The sequence below is a fragment of the Spirosoma sp. KCTC 42546 genome, assembly GCF_006965485.1.
Taxonomy (GTDB): Bacteria; Bacteroidota; Bacteroidia; order Cytophagales; family Spirosomataceae; genus Spirosoma.
Genome location: NZ_CP041360.1, coordinates 7,781,592 through 7,799,940, shown reverse-complemented (window position 1 = coordinate 7,799,940; position 18,349 = coordinate 7,781,592). Strand labels below are relative to the sequence as shown.

Sequence of the window (18,349 nt, the reverse complement as noted above, 5' to 3'; positions counted from 1 at the left end):
CCGAAAACCGAAAACTATAAACCTATGCTCCCCATCGTTCTGTTATCGGTTTTTGGCATCGCTCTTCTGTTCCTTGGCTTCCTGAAGTCAAAGGCAGTGCTACTACCAGCTACGTTATTATTCCTGGTTATTACCTTGGGAGTTACTTTCCTCGACTGGAATAAAACGTATCTGTATTTTAATGACATGTTGCGGATAAACAACCTGGCAATGGTCTTTTCGGCCATCATGCTTGTGTCGGCATTTATGGTTGTGGCGCTGTCGGGTAGCTTTATGGATGACGAATCGGCCCAACCCGCCGAGTACTACGCACTTATCCTGTTTTCGTTGGTAGGTGCCATTATGATGGTGGGCTATGAGAACCTGATTATGTTGTTTGTGGGGGTTGAAATTTTGTCGGTAGCTATGTATATACTTACCGGTAGCGATAAAAAGAACCTACGATCCAATGAAGCGGCACTGAAATATTTTCTGATGGGTGCTTTTGCAACCGGTATCATGCTGTTTGGCATGGCGTTACTCTATGGGGCTACCGGCTCATTTACGATTGCTGGAATTGCTGCCTACACATCACATCCACAAACAGGACTTTCCTTACTGATTTATGTTGGCTTGCTGATGTTGCTCATCGGTTTGTTGTTTAAAGTATCGGCGGCTCCATTTCATTTCTGGACGCCTGACGTATATGATGGTGCACCTACCATTTTTACCGCCTATATGTCGACGGTTGTGAAGACTGCTGGTTTCGCGGCTTTATTCCGATTACTGTCTGTTTCATTCAATGGCGTGTACACGTTCTGGTGGACGATTTTGGCTGTTATTACGGCTTTAACGCTCATTGCTGGAAATATTACAGCGGTTTATCAGTCCAGCTTTAAGCGGATGATGGCTTACTCCAGCATTTCGCACGCGGGTTATCTACTAATTGGATTAGCCTCATTAGGCACCCAAACGAAGCAGGCTCTTGTAGTCTATTCACTAGCTTATTCCGTGGCCACCATTGCAGCTTTTGGTGTACTGCTGCTAGTATCACAGCAACGGAGTACTCAAACCATTACTAGCGAAGGTGTACTGACTGAGAACTTTGACGCATTCAATGGACTTGCCCGGCAAAACCCGCTTTTAGGCTTTGCCATGACTGTTTCGATGCTTTCATTAGCAGGTATCCCACTTACAGCCGGTTTCTGGGGTAAATTTTACATGTTTTCAACAGCTGTTGAGCGTGGACAAATCTGGTTGTTGGTTGTAGCGGTACTAATGTCGGCTGTTGGTATTTATTATTATTTCCGGGTTATCATTGCCATGTACTTCCGGGATGGAGCAACGGAGCCAATCCGGGTTGCACCCTTCTATCAATATGTATTAATCGGCGCCACTATCCTAACCTTAGGGCTGGGAATTGCGCCAGGCTTACTACAGGGGCTTTTCTGATTAGTAAACAACCAGGTGTAAGACCGTATCCTAAGTAATAATAGTTGAAAGTATAGACGTTTGCCGTTGAGTTTGTATTTTTGATGGATTTATCGATCAGACAATAAATAAATTTAACGCATTTCGTCCGGTAACAAAGTGAACGTGAGTAGCATAGGGCAGCCAAAAACAAAAGAATACAAGGACTTCTTTTCGTTCTTTCTAACGGCTGTACTGGGTGCATCCATCAACTTTGTCAGTCAGATTTTTTACCGGAAATTCTTCGATTTCGATACCAGCGTTTTGTGCGGCTATTTAACCGCAACGGTATTAACGTTTATTCCAACAAAACGCTACGCATTTTCAGCTAGAGATACGGGCAACACTGGTCGGGAGGCTATCAAGTTTCTGGGTATTGCTGTTGTCGCGCTTGCCGTTCAGGTTTATGTTGCCAAATACACATTAGAGTGGATTGCTAACCCGCTGTTCCCTAACGTTAGTGAGCTCTGGCGAGAGAAAGGTTCGCACGTAGCTGGTATGGGAATGAGCTTTTTAGCTAATTATTTTGGCCATAAACTCTTAACATTCCGCAGTACGGGCTTTTACGATAGGCTACTTTCGCGCCCTTCGAAAGAGCAGGAAAGAAACGTATAGAGGTTAACCCAGATTAATTCAACTTCAAATAGGACTTTTTGATGCAATAAGTACTCTCATGTAAATTTATTAGAGGGTATTATTGCATTCACTAAGAAAAAAGTATATTTGTGGCTTAAAACCTAAAATATCACTGAAAAGGTAATGAAAAAAGTTATCGCCTTACTATTTGTTGGTAGCATGCTGACCTTCGCTGCTTGCCAAAGCAAACCTAAGACAGAAGAAACCACCACGGATTCGACTGCCACCATGTCAACCGACACCACTACAATGGCTACGGATTCTGCTTCTACGATGACTGCGGATTCTGCTGTTGCTGACACGACGAAGAAATAATTTTCTTCGCGCAAGAATTTAAAAAGCCTTATTTTTATAAGGCTTTTTTGTTTTTAAGACGTTGACAGACGTATTCACTACGCATATTCCACCGATGGCAGTTGAGTACTGCCATCAGTTACTACACCAGTACAAGTTTCGCTTTCGAATTGTGAAACCCCGCCGAACGCGTTTAGGCGACTTCCGGGTACTGCCACACAATCAGACTCAAATTACAGTCAACACAAATCTTAACCCGTACGCGTTTTTAATTACCTATGTGCACGAAGTAGCTCATGCGGCTGTGCATCATCAATATGTATTGCAGCGTAGAGTTAGACGAGTGAAACCACACGGGCGAGCCTGGCAAACAGCTTTTCAGCAACTTATGCAGCCGCTTCTAAGTGAAACTGTTTTTCCGGCTACCATCCTGCACCCGCTTGAGCAATACATGGCTAATCCTGGAGCTACAACCTACGCACATCCAGCGCTGATGCTGGCATTACGGCAGTTTGATGCGAGTCCAGTAGAAGTCATAGATAAAAATCGCGTGCTACTTCGGGATGTGCTGGAAGGAGATTCCTTTCAATTGGGTCAAAAGACGTACGTGCGAGGTACGTTACGTCGAACCCGCGTCGTTTGTAAGGAAATGGCATCAGGTAAATCATACGCAGTTCTGGCGCATGCCTGGGTGAATATTAATGTAGATTAGTTAATGAATAATGAACAATGTATAATGAATAACGAGGAAAGGCTGATTTGGCCCCGATGGATGAATTGGCTTGTCCTATTTATTATTCATTGTTCAGTATTCATTGTTCATTACAACACATACGCCCAATCTGTATTACGTGAAGGAACTTGGGTGAAAATTGGCGTTACTGAGTCTGGTGTCTATCGACTCAATCAGGCTCAATTAGTTAAATTAAATTCCGCCTTTGCTACAGCCGACCCAAGAAACCTACGACTTTATGGAAATGGAGGAGCGGTGTTGCCACAACCCAACGCAACTCCCCGGCCAACTGACTTAATCGAAAATGCGATTCAGGTATCAGGTGAAGCCGACGGGCGATTCGATGCAGGTGACGCTTTACTATTTTTTGGGCAAAGTCCTCACGTCGTTCGTTACGATTCAACGACCCGACGCTTTACCCATCAAATCAATTCATATTCAGATACAACGTTCTATTTTTTAACCATTGGCAGCACGTCCGGCTTACGCATTGCCGACCGACCTGCGGGTTCACTCAGTGTTACGCCAACAGTTACCACCTTCGATGATTATCAGTTTCATGAACAGGATTTACTCAAAATTCCGGCAGTACGTTCGGGACGGGAATGGCTCGGTGAATATCTGACCACCGACACAACTAAGGTTATTCCATTCGATATACCTGGGCTTGTAGCAAACGTGCCGCTTCGGCTAACAGCTTCAGTTGTAGCTGGTGCTACAGTATCTACACAGTTCAGACTTCAAGTAAATGATCAGTTGGTGGGCACAATGCCCATTGCGTCGATATCTGGTTACGAGTACGACTATCAGGGAATTGCCCGAACAGATACTTTTCAGACTAAACTCACAACCACCGATAGTCAAATCCGATTGTCAATTACCTTTCGTAAAAACGGATTGTATTCAGCGCAGGGATACCTAAACTATTTGTCAGTACAGGCCCGACGCGAACTTCGCCAGTATGATAAGCCAATCTGGATGCGCCGTTTACCGGCTGGCCAATATGCCATTAAGCAGGCTACAGCCAGTTTACGCGTATGGGATGTTACGAATCCGCTGGCTCCTGTGTCGCAGGTGTATACCCTTGCTTCTACGCAGGAGGCTGGATGGCTCGCGTCTCGCTCTGGTGATTATTTTTTGTTTACAGATGCGCAACTTTTATCACCTGTTGCATTAGCAACCATCTCAAATCAGGATTTGCATAGTCAGGCTACACCGGACCTAATTGTGGTAAGTCCGGCTGCCTGGTTAGATCAGGCGGAGCGTTTGGCCAAATTTAGGCGTGAACACGATCAACTCTCTGTTCTGGTTGTTACAACGCAACAGATCTATAATGAATTTGGATCAGGCCGACCTGACCCGACGGCCATTCGGGATATGGCTCGCTATTTTTACCTGAAACAGCCCAATAAACTTCATTATCTGTTGCTATTAGGTGACGCTACCTACGATTACAGAAATATTGGCGGCCAGATTAATATGGCTCAACTAGCGAATATGGTACCGGTCTACGAAAGCCGGGAATCATTACATCCAGTTTTGAGCTATTCATCCGATGATTATTTTGGGTTTATGGATACCAGTGAAGGTGAGTGGCCCGAGAATGGTACTGGCGATTATTTACTGGATATTGGCGTGGGGCGATTGCCTGTAAAATCCACAGATGAAGCCCGAACAGTGGTTGATAAACTCATTCGCTATAGCTCAAACGCGTCCTTAACTGGCGATTGGCAAACTCGGGTTATGCTCATTGCTGATGATGGCGATTACAATATTCACCAGCAGGATGCCAATCAAATGGCTAAAAACATTGAGAAAATTGCTCCTGCTTATCGGCCAGAGCGTGTATTTCTGGATGACTATCCACAGGAAAATACCACGGGTGGTCAGAAAGCGCCAGTCGTTAACCAACTCATCAATCAGGCAGTTACCGATGGACGATTGATTATTAATTACAGCGGTCATGGTGGAGTGATCGGTTTGGCCGATGAGCAGATTGTAACCCTTCAGGATATCCTGTCCTGGAAAAATGAACGGCTCCCGTTATTTCTAACAGCTACCTGCCAGTTTGGTCGATACGACGATCCTAACGTCAACTCCGGTGCAGAATTGACCTTGTTAAGTCGCACGGGTGGCGCAATAGGTTTACTGACTACAACCCGGCCTGTTTATGCAAACACAAATCTGCTCCTGAACGAAGCATTCTACAACACGGTTTTTACACCGATTAATGGGCAAATGCCTCGTTTAGGCGATGTGATGCGGGGAACAAAAAATAATAGTTTAAGTGGCCCCGTAAACCGAAATTTCGCGCTCCTGGGTGATCCCTCGATGCGCCTGGCTTATCCACAGGCCCAAGCTGTGCTTACCCAGGTGAATGGAAAAGCAGTTGCATCTACCCATATCGATACGCTTCATGCTTTACAAACGGTTGAACTAACGGGCGAAATTCGCCAGCAAACGCAACTATTAGCTGACTTTACGGGCGTACTCCGACTGTCACTTTATGATAAAGCAACCACGCATACGACATTGGGAACCGAAGCCGGGAGCCCTAAAATGAGTTATCAGGCATTCAGTAATCAAATTTTTACGGGACAGGTGTCTGTGAAACAGGGCCGGTTTGTGGTTCGGTTTACAATGCCCAAAGACATTGATTACACCGTTGGTCTGGGAAAAGTCTACTTATATGCCGTTAAATCAGATAGCTTACTGGATGCAACTGGAAGTTACGACAGCCTACGTGTAGGTGGCAGTGTTTTGGCTGATAGTATTGATACGCAACCACCCGTTGTAAATCTTACTGTGGTAGGAGGGAGTTCTGAAGGTGATATCACCCATATCCCGGGACCTGACGTAACGTTGCTTGTTAAATTGACTGATAATCGGGGAATTAACATTGCCCGGTCAGGCTTAGGCCATGAACTGACGGCTCAATTAGGTAGCCAGCCAGTAGTGGTATTGAACGAAAATTATGTAGCCAATGGCGCTGACGGCCGGCAGGGTGAAGCCCGGTATACGTTTACTGATGTAGCACCGGGCACTTATGTGATTCGGGTCAAAGCATGGGATATTAACAATAATTCCAGCGAGGGCGCGTTGACCATAGTAGTTTCTGAGCGTCCAGGGTTAGCTTTGCGGACATTGCGGGCGAGTCCAAATCCACTAGTTGCGCAAACAACACTAACGGCTGAACTTAATCGTTCAGGTGAACCACTCGACTGGACGTTGGGTATCTATGATCTTAATAGCCGATTAATAAATAAGCAAACAGGTCAGTGTACTAATTGTGAGGCTATCGTAGATGTAGGTGTGTGGGACGGCTTGATCAGTACTGGGCAACCGGCGTCGAATGGCCTATATATTGTCAGACTTGAAATTCGTTCGGCCGTTGATGGTACAACCGCCATCGGCACCAGTCGAATAGTAGTAACAAAATGATTTAAAAAGACTTAAAATCATCTCATTTTTTCTAATCCAACGATTCATTGTAATTTTGACCGCACAGTACTGCCATTCTCACCATAATCAGTTGCTGTCGTTGACCAACTCTCTTTGTATGAAGCGCAATTTTTCCCGTGTTCTACTCGGCGTTTGCTTTTGTTTTCCGTTCGTCGTATCTGCTCAAACTGGTTTAAACGGTGCAAAAAATGTTCCGACCTCATCGGTACCCTTTCTGAACTTTACGCCCGATGCTCGTTCGGGAGCCCTGGGTGATGCTGGGGTAGCCCTTGGCGATGTCGATGCCAGTGCGATTTTCTGGAATCCATCGAAATTGGTTTTCGCTAAACAGAGTTCAGGAGGCTCACTTTCGTATACGCCCTGGTTACGAAATCTGATTGGCGATATGTATTACACCTACCTGAGTGGCTACGGGAAAGTAGGTAAAAACTCGGTCGTGTCTGGTTCATTGATGTATTTCGATTTAGGAACAGTTGATTTTACAACTGCAACGGGAGTACAGGCTGGAACATTTAACTCCCGGGAGTTTGCTTTTACTGCTTCGTTTGCCCAACGCCTGTCGCAAAATTTTTCGCTTGCCGTTGATCTGAAATACCTGAATTCTAACCTGGCAGCCGGTGGAGCTAACGTAGGTCTTAAGCCAGGAACAACCGCAGCGGCCGATATTAGTGCCTACTACCACAATGAATCGCGTGATAATGCAACTGGTAAAGGGTTTGGCTGGGCATTTGGCGGTATGATTTCGAACCTCGGCGGTCGGATCAATTACGGCGGCACACAGAGCTACTTTATTCCAACAAACCTCCGTTTAGGAACCAGCCTGACCTTGTTTGCTGACCAGTATAACAAGTTCAATTTTGTTTTAGACGCCAACAAATTGATGGTACCCACACCAAACGTTGTTAATGGTGTAAATCTCAATGGTAATAAAGATTACTTCTCGTCGGTCTTTGGTTCATTTGCAGATGCCCCAGGTGGCTTTAGCGAAGAGTTGAAGGAAATTACGCTGTCAACGGGTATTGAATACTGGTATAACGACCAGTTTGCTGCCCGAATCGGTTATTTCAATGAATCGAATGAGAAAGGTGGTCGTAAATACGTAACAACGGGTATCGGTCTCCGGCTCCAGCAGCGGTTTGGCGTTGACTTCTCATATTTAGTGCCCATAAAACAAGGTAGCCCATTGTCTGATACCTTCCGAATTTCGCTGTTGTTTAACTTCAATAAAGCAAACCGGGTTGGTGACGACGAAGCGGTGACAGACGATTCCAACTAAAATTAACAGAGTCAATTAAGTGAAGAATGAAGAGTGAAAAATGAAGAATAATTGGCCAACAAGTGTCAGTTTTATTCTTCATTTTTCACTCTTCATTCTTCACTTAATTTTACACCGTACCGGCGGCCCGGTTTCACGTTTATATGACCCTCGATAGAACTCAGTCGCCTGCGTTTCAGGCAATACACGAAATACAGTTACCGTCCGTTCAATCCCATCGCTTAGATAATGGTATCCCGCTCCACCTGATTTCAGTTGCGCAACAGCCCGTACTTCGGTTAGAGTGCGTGTTTGATGCGGGTACATGGTATGAGCAGGTTCCCAGCAGTGCATTCTTTGCCATGAAGATGTTGTCAGAAGGAACAGCATCCCGTTCATCGGCGCAGATTAATGAATATGTAGACCGGTATGGTGCGTTTATGGAGTTGAATAGCGGTCCCGATCGTGCCAGTATTGTTATTCACTGCCTGACAAAGTTTCTGCCCAATGTGTTGCCGCTTTTAAGTGATATACTGAATGAGCCGACTTTCCCACAAAAAGAATTAGACGATCTTCGGAATATCATCCTTCAGAACTTACGGGTTAATTACGAGAAGAATGCCTACCTCGCCGGAGTTCTGTTTCGCGAAAAATTATTTGGTACCTATCATCCGTATGGACGAAGCCAGCGTCCGGAAGCCGTTGAGGAAATCACCCGGGAGGGCATTATTGCATTTTATGAGCGAGCCATCAGAAATCGGCAGTTTCAGGTAATTCTGGCTGGGCATGCAACCGAAAATGAAGTCCTGCTGATTAACCGTACATTGGGCCAGTTGCCCGTCAGGACTGATATACTACCCGATTTTTCAGGTGATGTGCCAGCTGACATACATTCTCCCATACTGGCCGAAAAGCCCGACAGTATACAATCGTCTATTCGATTAGGTCGGCGATTGTTCACGCGGGCCCATCCGGATTTTTTTAGGATGCTGGTGACAAATGAGATTTTAGGTGGCTATTTCGGTTCGAGACTGATGAAGAATATTCGCGAAGAGAAAGGGTTTACCTATGGCATATCCTCAAACATGCCCTCGTTTCGGCGGGACGGCTATTTCCTGATTGGGACCGATGTTAATAAAGAAAATACCCAGGAAACATTAAACGAAATTCGGAAAGAGATTCATATTCTTCAAACAGAACCCGTTTCGGCCAGCGAACTGGAAACAGTGAAAAATTATATGGCTGGCGAGTTTGTGGGTTCGCTTAATACACCATTTGAGATTGCCGATCGATACAAAGTGATTTTGCTGGATGGAATGCCGGCTGACTTTCTGGCAACGTACATTCAAAAACTTCGGGCAGTTACACCTGCCGATATTATGGAAACAGCCATCCAGTATCTGGCCGTCGATAGTTTGGGTGAAGTTGTGGTAGGTGGGAAATAGGGGTTCATGCGGTTTAATTAAGGTAACCAAGCCGTTTTGTAGGCTAAAAAGATTGGCTGTTTAGTAACAATCCCTTAATTTTGGGGTTACATTCCCTTTACAGAGCTAATCGCTTGAATCGGTTAGCTACTTTATCCAGCAACCGGTTCTTAATTTTTCTTGATGAACGTTCTAATCATTAGCGTCACTACGGTAGTAGCTTATTTGCTGGGGTCTATTCCCTCAGCCGTTTGGTACGGTCAGGCATTCTTTGGCCTTGATATTCGTGAGTATGGGAGTGGCAATGCGGGTGCTACCAATACCTTTCGGGTACTGGGCAAACGGGCCGGTACCATTGTGATGTTAGTTGATGTACTGAAAGGATATACCGCGGCTATTTTAGCAACCCTGCTTTGGTATGCTGACGTTATTACGGTTAATGAAATTCTGACGTTTAAGATTGTTTTTGGCTTAGTAGCCGTAATTGGGCATCTATATCCTGTTTTTGCCAACTTTAAAGGCGGTAAAGGGGTGGCAACCTTGCTGGGTATGATGCTGGCCACACATCCCGAAATGGCCGCTGTTTGCATCGGTATTTTTCTGTTGGTTGTTATTGCTTCCCAATACGTATCACTCGGATCAATTTTAGCCGCACTGGCGTTCCCAGTTCTATTATTATTGCAGATTTTTGGTCAAAAGGAGAACCCATTGCTAATTGTATTCGGCTTTGTTGTTTTCCTGTTAGTGGTTTTTACACACCAGAAAAATATCGGCCGATTATTACGGGGGCAGGAAAGCCGGACTATTCTGATCCGGTTTCGTAAAAAGCATTAAGTAAGAAAGAAGAGTCTGAACAAGATCAACGCCCCGTCGTTGCGCGAAAAAGGCGTAACTTCGGGGCGAACTTATTGAGGTACGATTTACGGTTTACGATTTACGATTTGAGCTGACGCAAGAAATTGTAAATCGTAAACCGTAAATCGTAAGTACATCTATGACTAACTACCTTGAAACCAATAAGCAGCGATTTTTAGACGAACTGCTTGACTTACTTCGTATTCCATCGGTTTCTGCCGATTCAGCTTTCAAAGGCGATGTACGCCGGGCCGCCGAATTTGTTCGTGACAAATTAACGGCTGCTGGATTAGATAAGGCCACTTTATACGAAACGCCGGGCCATCCGGTTGTGTATGCCGAAAAAATCGTAGATGCCAATCGGCCAACCGTGCTGGTTTATGGTCACTACGATGTGCAGCCTGCCGATCCGTATGAGTTATGGGATTCACCTCCCTTCGAGCCCACGATTCGTAACGAACGGATTTATGCCCGGGGCTCCTGCGATGACAAAGGCCAGTTTTATATGCACATCAAAGCGATTGAAGCGATGGTGGCTACCGATGGCCTGCCGTGTAATGTGAAGGTAATGATTGAGGGCGAAGAAGAAGTTGGCTCCGATCACCTGGGTACATTTGTAACAGAAAATCGCGACATGCTTAAAGCCGATGTAATCCTTATATCGGATACGAGCATTATTTCGAACGAAACGCCTTCGCTTGAAATGGGACTCCGGGGCTTATCGTACGTGGAAGTCCAGGTAACAGGGGCCAACCGTGATCTGCATTCGGGTGTGTATGGCGGTGGTGTGGCCAACCCAATTAATGTCTTATGCGACATGATTGCATCGCTTCATGACGAGGATGGGCGTGTTACCATACCTGGCTTTTATGATAACGTTGTTGATTTAAGTGATGCTGAGCGGGCTGAACTCGCCAAAGCACCTTTTGATCTGGAGGAGTATAAGCGTGATCTGGTCATCAACGATGTAATGGGCGAAAAAGGCTATTCAACCAATGAACGGACTTCTATCCGGCCCACATTAGATGTTAACGGCATATGGGGTGGTTATACGGGCGAAGGCGCTAAGACCGTACTCCCCTCGAAGGCATCCGCTAAAATCAGTATGCGCTTGGTTCCCAATCAAACGCCTGATGAGATTACGAACATGTTTACTGCTCATTTTAAGTCGATTGCACCCGCAAGTGTAACCGTTACAGTTGTTCCTCATCACGGTGGTATGCCTTACGTAACCCCTGTTGATTCGGTTGAGTTTGAAGCCGCTAGCAAGGCGTTTGAAGAGGCCTGGGGTAAGAAACCAATTCCAACCCGAGGAGGAGGAAGTATTCCGATTACCGCTTTATTTGAACAGGTGCTCGGGATTAAGTCAATTCTGATGGGTTTTGGCTTAGACAGCGATGCATTACACTCGCCTAATGAAAGCTACGGCCTTTTTAATTTCTATAAAGGCATCGAAACCATTCCATACTTCTATAAGCATTACGCAGCTCTTAAGCAGTAATCATTCTTCAGAAAGTCGCGAAAGACTGCTTAGGTATTAACCCACCTTTTCTCTATGAAAAAAACGCTGTTGGTTCTTTTACTATGTTCTTTTTGGGTAACATGGGCTTCGGCTCAACAAACACCAACTGCTCCACCTGCTCGCGTATTAACCCCCGCTGAGCAAAAGCAAAAAGAAAAAATAGACCGCGAAATTCAGCGAGAACGACAGATCCGGGCGGAATGGCTGCAAAAACAGCGTGAATATGAAGCGAAGCAGGCTGAGAAAGAGCGGCAACGTCAGGCTAAAAAAGCAGCTAAGGAACTACCCCCTCAAGAAGCTCCCAAAGCAAAGCCTGCTGTTGTAACCCCCACTCCGTCTGCCAACGCACCAGTTTCCCCGCCAACCGTCAGCCAGCCTGTTGAGACTACACCGACGATTGTAGGGCCTACGGAAAAAGAGCTAAAAGCAGCGCGTAGAAAAGAAGAGCAGGAGGCTAAAGAAGCCAAACGGGCAAAAGAGAAAGCTGAAAAGCAAGCTGCCAGAGAAGCTAAGGAAGCAAGAGATAGAGTAGATCGGTCTGCCGTAACACCGGAACCAACTCCGCAGGTTAAGGAAGTTCCTGTGGAGCCTGCTGTTCCAGTTGAAACGAAAGCTGAACGCCCAAAACGTGAAAGAAGGCCCGTTGTGAAGCGTGCTGACTCTATGGCAGTACCATCTGTTAATGGAGCTGAACCAACTGTAGTTCGACCAGGAAAAGAGTTTTTACCCAAAGGGCATTTATTCGATCCGATTTTGCTGGATCCTCTTGAAGCACAAACCTACGGTAGTGTATTGCCTGGTTACTGGACAGAAGGCCAGAAATATAAAGGGAGTATTGTCCCCTTTGCCTTTGGGTTTGCCAAGCCCTTTTATCGCCGAACTACTGAGCCTGGCCGGGCAGAAGAATGGGTACTGGACTTGGCCTCATTTACGCAGTTTGAAGCGTATCATGATGATGCGTTGAACAAAGCACGTCGGCAAATCGTAAATACGGATTATAAAATCAGCATCATTTACAATATACGTAGGGGGGAGAACAACTACCGTATTCGGGTGTATCATATATCATCTCATTTGGGCGATGATTATATCTATCGGAACAAGCTAACGGCTCCCTCGCCCAACTCTGTTAATTACGAACAGTTAGACTTTACCTACAGCCGTACCGTAAACAATTGGCGATTGTATGGGGGGGCTGGGATTGTATTGCGAAAAACTGAAGAGCGGAAGCTATTTAGTGCGCAGCTTGGTGCCTTCTATAAAAAACCATCTACCAAAGCTGCTAGACTGGTAGGAGGGGCAGATATTAAATTCTGGCAACAAACCGACTTCCGGCCTGGTATTCATGGTGGTGTTGGAATTGAACTGGGCCGGACACAAAATAACTTAACGTTCCTGCTGGAAGGATATTCGGGTTTCCGACCCTATAGCCAGTATGAACAACAGCAAACTTCGTGGATAGGCATTGGCCTGTACCTGAATCCGTTTTGATTTGCGAGTTACGAATTGCGATGTACGATGTAACGTGCTGGCTAATTCGTAACTCGTAACTCGTAATTCGTAAATCACTATATGGAATTATCTGCATTAACGGCCATTTCACCCGTTGACGGTCGCTACCGGTCTCAGGTAGACGTATTGGCTCCCTATTTCTCAGAACTGGGTTTAATTCATTACCGGGTTCGTATCGAAATAGAGTATTTTATTGCCCTCTGCGAATGGCCTATCCCACAGTTGGCGGGCGTTGATCCAGCGCAATTTTCGGTGCTGCGAACGCTTTATGAAACGTTTTCAGAAACGGATGCGCTTCGGATTAAGGAGATCGAGAAGACTACAAACCATGATGTTAAGGCAGTTGAGTATTTTATTAAAGAAAAACTGAAAGGATCGCCTGTTGAGCCGTTTCTGGAGTTTGTTCACTTTGGACTAACCTCACAGGATATTAATAACACCGCTATCCCACTTTTATTAAGCGATGCGCTTGACACTGAAATTATACCCCTTTATCGGCAGATATTCATGCGGTTGCAGGAGTTGGCTATGCAGTGGGATGATGTGCCGATGTTGGCTCGCACTCACGGACAACCAGCTTCGCCGACACGTTTAGGGAAAGAACTTTCTGTGTTTGTGGAGCGGATCGAAAAGCAATTACAAATCCTGTCTATGATCCCGACAGCTGCCAAGTTTGGAGGAGCAACAGGTAATTTCAATGCGCATGTTGTTGCGTATCCCAAAGAAGACTGGAAAAAGTTTGGCGACAGGTTTGTTGAAGGGTTAGGGATGGTTCGTAGCCAGTTCACAACCCAGATTGAGCATTACGACATGCTGGCGGCCACCCTTGATGCCTTTAAACGGCTAAATACAATCCTGATCGACCTTGATCGCGACGTGTGGACGTACGTATCCATGAATTACTTTAAGCAAAAGCTGAAGGCGGGTGAAGTCGGTTCATCGGCAATGCCGCATAAAGTGAACCCTATTGATTTTGAGAATTCGGAAGGCAATTTAGGAATTGCCAATGCTATATTCGAGCATTTATCGGGTAAACTGCCTATCTCCCGGCTTCAGCGCGACTTAACTGACTCAACTGTGTTGCGGAGCATTGGCGTTCCGTTTGCGCATTCGTTCATTGCCTTGAAATCGCTATTGAAAGGCTTAAACAAACTTGAGTTAAATCCTGCCGCCATCCACGCTGATCTGGAGGATAACTGGGCCGTAGTAGCCGAAGGAATACAGACCGTTCTTCGGCGCGAAGGTTATCCACAGCCCTACGAAGCGCTAAAAGCGCTGACACGTACAAATGAGAAGATTACAGAGCAGGCTATTCAACAATTTATTAGTGAGCTAAATGTATCGGAAGCCGTTAAAGGGGAACTGAGGGCCATCACGCCATTTACCTATACCGGTTTATAAGAAGCGAGTCGGAAACTTAGCCGTTTACTAGCAGAAATTCCTCACAAACAGTTGTGCCACGGTTCTGAACCGTGGCACAACTGTTTGTGAGGAATTTTTGATTATACCCTGAGGCTTTGACCAATAAATTGCAAAATGGGCGTCGGCCACCGAAAATGGAGTAGGTAGTCCCATCTATAAAGTTGCGTCAGCCAACTATCAACCTATTCAATACTGCCTAGCTAGTAAGATTAATTTTGATGACGTAACTAGTCTACTACGTTATCTCCCATTATGCCAATAGAGGTGTTTTTAGCAAGTCAATTTATTTTGACTAATTATCATAGGCTGAGTTCGCGTAGTGAGTTTCGCAGGTAATCTATCAATAAAACTGCAATGAACACATCAGTTATCGTCCTTATTGTGGTAGGAGCTATAACCTTTTTTATACTTCTTTGGGCTAGTATTATTTACACAATAAGCTATGCTTCAGGTTGGCAAAAATTGGCAGAAAATTATTCAACAACGTATACACCTACCCAAACCAGAAGTTGCAGCTGTCTATTCCGAAAATCCAGTAGTTATAATGGAGTCATTCAATATGCGTCTACGAGCGAAGGCCTTTATTTGAAAACAATTAAGTTGTTTTCCATAGGCCATAAACCACTGTTTATCCCATGGTCAGCTATTGAAAACTATGAATCAGATAGTTTGTCAACATCCTACAAGCACAGTTTTATTTTTTACAAAACTAGATTTAATATAAAAGGCGTCTCGATTTATTGTAGCCAGGATATGAAGGCAGTACAAACCCAGTACTAATTAAATGAATAGACATAAAATGTTAATCTATTTTTTGCCAACCCTGTTAATTGTCGGGTTTTATTACATGATATTCCGGAATAGCCCGAAATATGCCAATATATGGCTAATTATTGTAGTTGTCTGTATCGGAATCGGTTGCGTGCAGCCGCAAGAGAAGTTTTCCTTAGTTGCTGTTGCGTTAGGGATTATTGGTTTGTTTGTAGTAGTTGTAAAATCACGAACTAGTAGGGAGAATGAAGTTCAGAAATGGTTTGCAGAAAATGGCTTAAAAAAGGTGACCTTTTCTGCGGTTGAACCCTTATTTACTACACCTGCTATTGGTACTATCAGATATTACCCATACATAGGTGAAATCTCCAATCAACAGGAAAAGATTCCGTTTGTTATGGCAATTCGTTATGCTTCATCGATTAGTACTAATACGGCCAGTATTATTTTAGATTGCTCCTATTATTTTAATGGAAAAACAGGCGCTAATGTATTGGAGCAAAAATTTAAAACTGCTAAAGAAAATACACCGCATACTAATTTATGGAAAAGCCATATGCGCTTTTTTGATTTAAAAGATTGTGAAATTTTTAAACCTGCTATGGGCGGTATAGTTGTAAGCTGGCGCGTTCCTGACACCGTTGAGGGCTATAAAGATCGATATGAATGGATAAAGAACGCTTTACAAAACTAATTTTACGACTATGAGTAGTTCACCAAGCCCTTTGCAGAATAGCATAAGCTTCTTATTTTTTCTTATTCTCTATATACCATTCAATATATTTTTTATGGTCGTAGCTGCTGTTCTATTTAGCCTGATAAATAGACTGCTGCATCTTCATTTTCCGATCTGGATACTTGCAGTAGCTGCTGCGCTATTGGTATTTGTTATTAGGTCGACTTTCATCAGTACCAGTTCTGATGACCCAACTTTATACTATATAATGACATTAGTGATTAATCTACTGGTAGTTAGTTTAATGGTTACATTAACGGGTATCAGTAATCTTATTTTCAGTAGTGGACCTTCTATCGCTTTTTCTTTTGAGAAACCTCAGCTAATCACAACAATTATTTACGTAACGGTTACTGGATTTTTTGCTATGCAACCTTTAATCAGCGATGCTAAAGGCTATATTGATGACAGTAAAAATGAAAAAAAGTTGCGAGACCTTAAAGAACTAATAGATACTAATAATATAGAGGCTTTTACTGAAGCGAATGACAGTAATGTTGAGCTTTGGAAGGTGAAATTAATAGATGAACAACAATCACTTTTAGAATATTTGGTTGCTCAAGACAAAGTAGATATGGTAAACCTGTTAACCAAGCGCCATAAAGAGCTTTTTACGTATACGTTTTCGTGGGATATAAAGAGCCTCGCTATGATACAGATGCTCATCGAAAATGGCATGAACCCAGATCAGGTAATTCAGGAACTAACCGTTTATAATAAAACTGAATTAGTGAAAATCGTCGTAGAGAAATACCACCCAAAATTTACTAGTTCAGTGAGTTATATTACTACTAATATTTTGCACTTTAATAATGATAAATTGTTAGACTATCTTATAGAAAATGGCTTGGCTAAAGACTTAGCCCAGAGCAATGAAACGCTTTATTGGCTTGGCGAAAAAAAAGACACAACGGCGATCTACCACTTAATAAAAAAAGGTTTTGCAATAGATACCGCCGATAATAGATTAATTTATCGAGCCATTTATAACAACAATTTACCCTTCCTTAAATTTCTATTTACCTATCCTTTTAACGTAAATGCATTTTCTGACGAATATACAAACCTGGAAAATGCAATTACTGGAAATCACAAAGAAATCTTTGATTTTTTATTGACTCAAGATCCAGATGTTAAAACGTTACATAGCACAAAGCTAAATGGCGAAACCAATGCATTGCTTATCGCTGAACGATATAAACAGACTGAAATGCTGGAGAAGCTTAAGCGGTATGCTGCGAAAAACTAAGTAATCGCCAAAATTTTTTAACCACAGAGGCACGGAGAACACAGAGATATTATGGATCATCTTTTCTCCGTGCTCTCCGTGCCTCTGTGGTTAAAAATTGTATAGGCCAGCGCCTGGCCTATACAATTACCCCTTCGATAACTCGGTTGCCCGGATCTGGGCGGCTTTTATTCCCACTATCAGCGTATCCGACAATCCACCACTTTCAAATTCGCGTAGGGCTGCTTCGGTAGTTCCACCTTTGGAAGCTACAGCTTTGATAAGGTCGTCTAACGATTTATCGGCATTGTTGATCAGGTGATAAGCGCCAAGCATGGTTTGTTTGACCAATAAGGCCGAAACCGAATCGTCGAAGCCCATTTGTTTACCTGCTTCAATCATGGCTTTTACAACGTAATAGAAATAAGCAGGGCCGCTACCGCTAAGGGCTGTTACGGCATCAAGCATCCCTTCATCCTCCAGAAAAATAGACCGACCCGTAGCATTAATCAGATTTTCGATCTTACGCAGGTTAGTCATATCTACTTCTTTCGCAGCAGTGAAGCCGGTAATACCCATGCCAAGCATAGCGGGCGTGTTGGGCATGGCTCTAACAACCAGCGGGTGGGCCAGCTTTTTCTGAATCTGAGCAATAGGAATACCCGCCATTATGGACAAAATGACCTGCCTGGGCTGAATAATAGCACGTAGAGCCTCGTGAACGCTGTTAAAATCCTGTGGTTTTACCGACAGGATAATTAAGTCGGTTTCGCCAACATGCGGGCCAATCGTGTCAACAACAACGCCCGCCTTTTCAGCTTTTAGGGATTCAGAGCGATCGCTGCTTTTTTCAATTAAGAGTAAGTCGTCTTTTTTTACAAGGTCGTACTGCAAAAACGATTTGGCAAAAGCCATACCCATGTTGCCGCAGCCTACAATAGCAATTTTCATAAAGGCGAAAGGAGGAGAGAGAGGAAGGAAGAGAGGGAGGAAGGTGGAAAGGGAATAAGAATGATAAAGTCCTTTTTTCCCTTTCCACCTTCCTCCCTC

General features: G+C 44.2%; 14 protein-coding genes. 13 read left to right on the top strand and 1 reads right to left on the bottom strand.

All coding sequences use genetic code 11. The features are described 5' to 3' along the window. Positions 1-24 precede the first annotated feature (24 nt). The 13 genes from EXU85_RS31665 to EXU85_RS31605 all read left to right on the top strand — a co-directional run bounded on the left by EXU85_RS31665 (position 25) and on the right by EXU85_RS31605 (position 17,320). Positions 25-1,431: an NADH-quinone oxidoreductase subunit N gene (locus tag EXU85_RS31665; RefSeq protein WP_142775912.1), complete on the top strand. Its 1,407-nt coding sequence runs from the start codon at positions 25-27 to the stop codon at positions 1,429-1,431. A 144-nt stretch (positions 1,432-1,575) separates the two neighbouring features. Next, complete coding sequence (locus tag EXU85_RS31660; RefSeq protein ID WP_371731972.1) at positions 1,576-2,064, top strand: GtrA family protein; 489 nt, start codon at positions 1,576-1,578, stop codon at positions 2,062-2,064. Positions 2,065-2,208: 144 nt separating this feature from the next. Then, positions 2,209-2,400, top strand: coding sequence for a hypothetical protein (locus EXU85_RS31655; protein ID WP_142775910.1), 192 nt, complete (start codon positions 2,209-2,211; stop codon positions 2,398-2,400). A gap of 61 nt (positions 2,401-2,461) precedes the next feature. After that, positions 2,462-3,091: a SprT-like domain-containing protein gene (locus tag EXU85_RS31650; RefSeq protein ID WP_246859332.1), complete on the top strand. Its 630-nt coding sequence runs from the start codon at positions 2,462-2,464 to the stop codon at positions 3,089-3,091. A gap of 60 nt (positions 3,092-3,151) precedes the next feature. Beyond that, entirely contained in the window at positions 3,152-6,553 is a 3,402-nt protein-coding gene (gene porU, locus EXU85_RS31645; protein WP_246859330.1) for a type IX secretion system sortase PorU, read from the top strand. Between the two features lie 118 nt (positions 6,554-6,671). Continuing rightward, positions 6,672-7,850, top strand: coding sequence for a type IX secretion system outer membrane channel protein PorV (porV, locus tag EXU85_RS31640; protein WP_142775908.1), 1,179 nt, complete (start codon positions 6,672-6,674; stop codon positions 7,848-7,850). 143 nt (positions 7,851-7,993) lie between these two features. Further along, positions 7,994-9,274, top strand: coding sequence for a pitrilysin family protein (locus tag EXU85_RS31635; RefSeq protein ID WP_142775907.1), 1,281 nt, complete (start codon positions 7,994-7,996; stop codon positions 9,272-9,274). A 162-nt stretch (positions 9,275-9,436) separates the two neighbouring features. Further along, the gene (plsY, locus tag EXU85_RS31630; RefSeq protein WP_142775906.1) at positions 9,437-10,087 is read left to right on the top strand and encodes a glycerol-3-phosphate 1-O-acyltransferase PlsY; all 651 of its coding nucleotides are present in this window, start codon (positions 9,437-9,439) and stop codon (positions 10,085-10,087) included. A 160-nt stretch (positions 10,088-10,247) separates the two neighbouring features. After that, a complete protein-coding gene (locus EXU85_RS31625; protein WP_142775905.1) occupies positions 10,248-11,609 on the top strand; it encodes a dipeptidase in 1,362 nt (453 codons plus the stop codon). A 54-nt stretch (positions 11,610-11,663) separates the two neighbouring features. Beyond that, positions 11,664-13,121 carry a DUF1207 domain-containing protein gene (locus tag EXU85_RS31620; RefSeq protein WP_142775904.1) on the top strand — a complete coding sequence of 486 codons (1,458 nt, stop codon included), beginning with the start codon at positions 11,664-11,666 and terminating at the stop codon, positions 13,119-13,121. A gap of 81 nt (positions 13,122-13,202) precedes the next feature. Then, positions 13,203-14,543: an adenylosuccinate lyase gene (purB, locus tag EXU85_RS31615; protein ID WP_142775903.1), complete on the top strand. Its 1,341-nt coding sequence runs from the start codon at positions 13,203-13,205 to the stop codon at positions 14,541-14,543. 805 nt (positions 14,544-15,348) lie between these two features. Then, positions 15,349-16,029, top strand: a complete 681-nt coding sequence (locus tag EXU85_RS31610) for a hypothetical protein (RefSeq protein WP_142775902.1) — start codon at positions 15,349-15,351, stop codon at positions 16,027-16,029. Positions 16,030-16,123: 94 nt separating this feature from the next. Next, positions 16,124-17,320, top strand: coding sequence for a hypothetical protein (locus tag EXU85_RS31605; protein WP_168207901.1), 1,197 nt, complete (start codon positions 16,124-16,126; stop codon positions 17,318-17,320). Positions 17,321-17,446: 126 nt separating this feature from the next. Here the strand turns inward: EXU85_RS31605 and proC are convergent, their stop codons facing one another. After that, the gene (proC, locus tag EXU85_RS31600; protein ID WP_142775900.1) at positions 17,447-18,250 is read right to left on the bottom strand and encodes a pyrroline-5-carboxylate reductase; all 804 of its coding nucleotides are present in this window, start codon (positions 18,248-18,250) and stop codon (positions 17,447-17,449) included. Between the last annotated feature and the right edge of the window lie 99 nt (positions 18,251-18,349).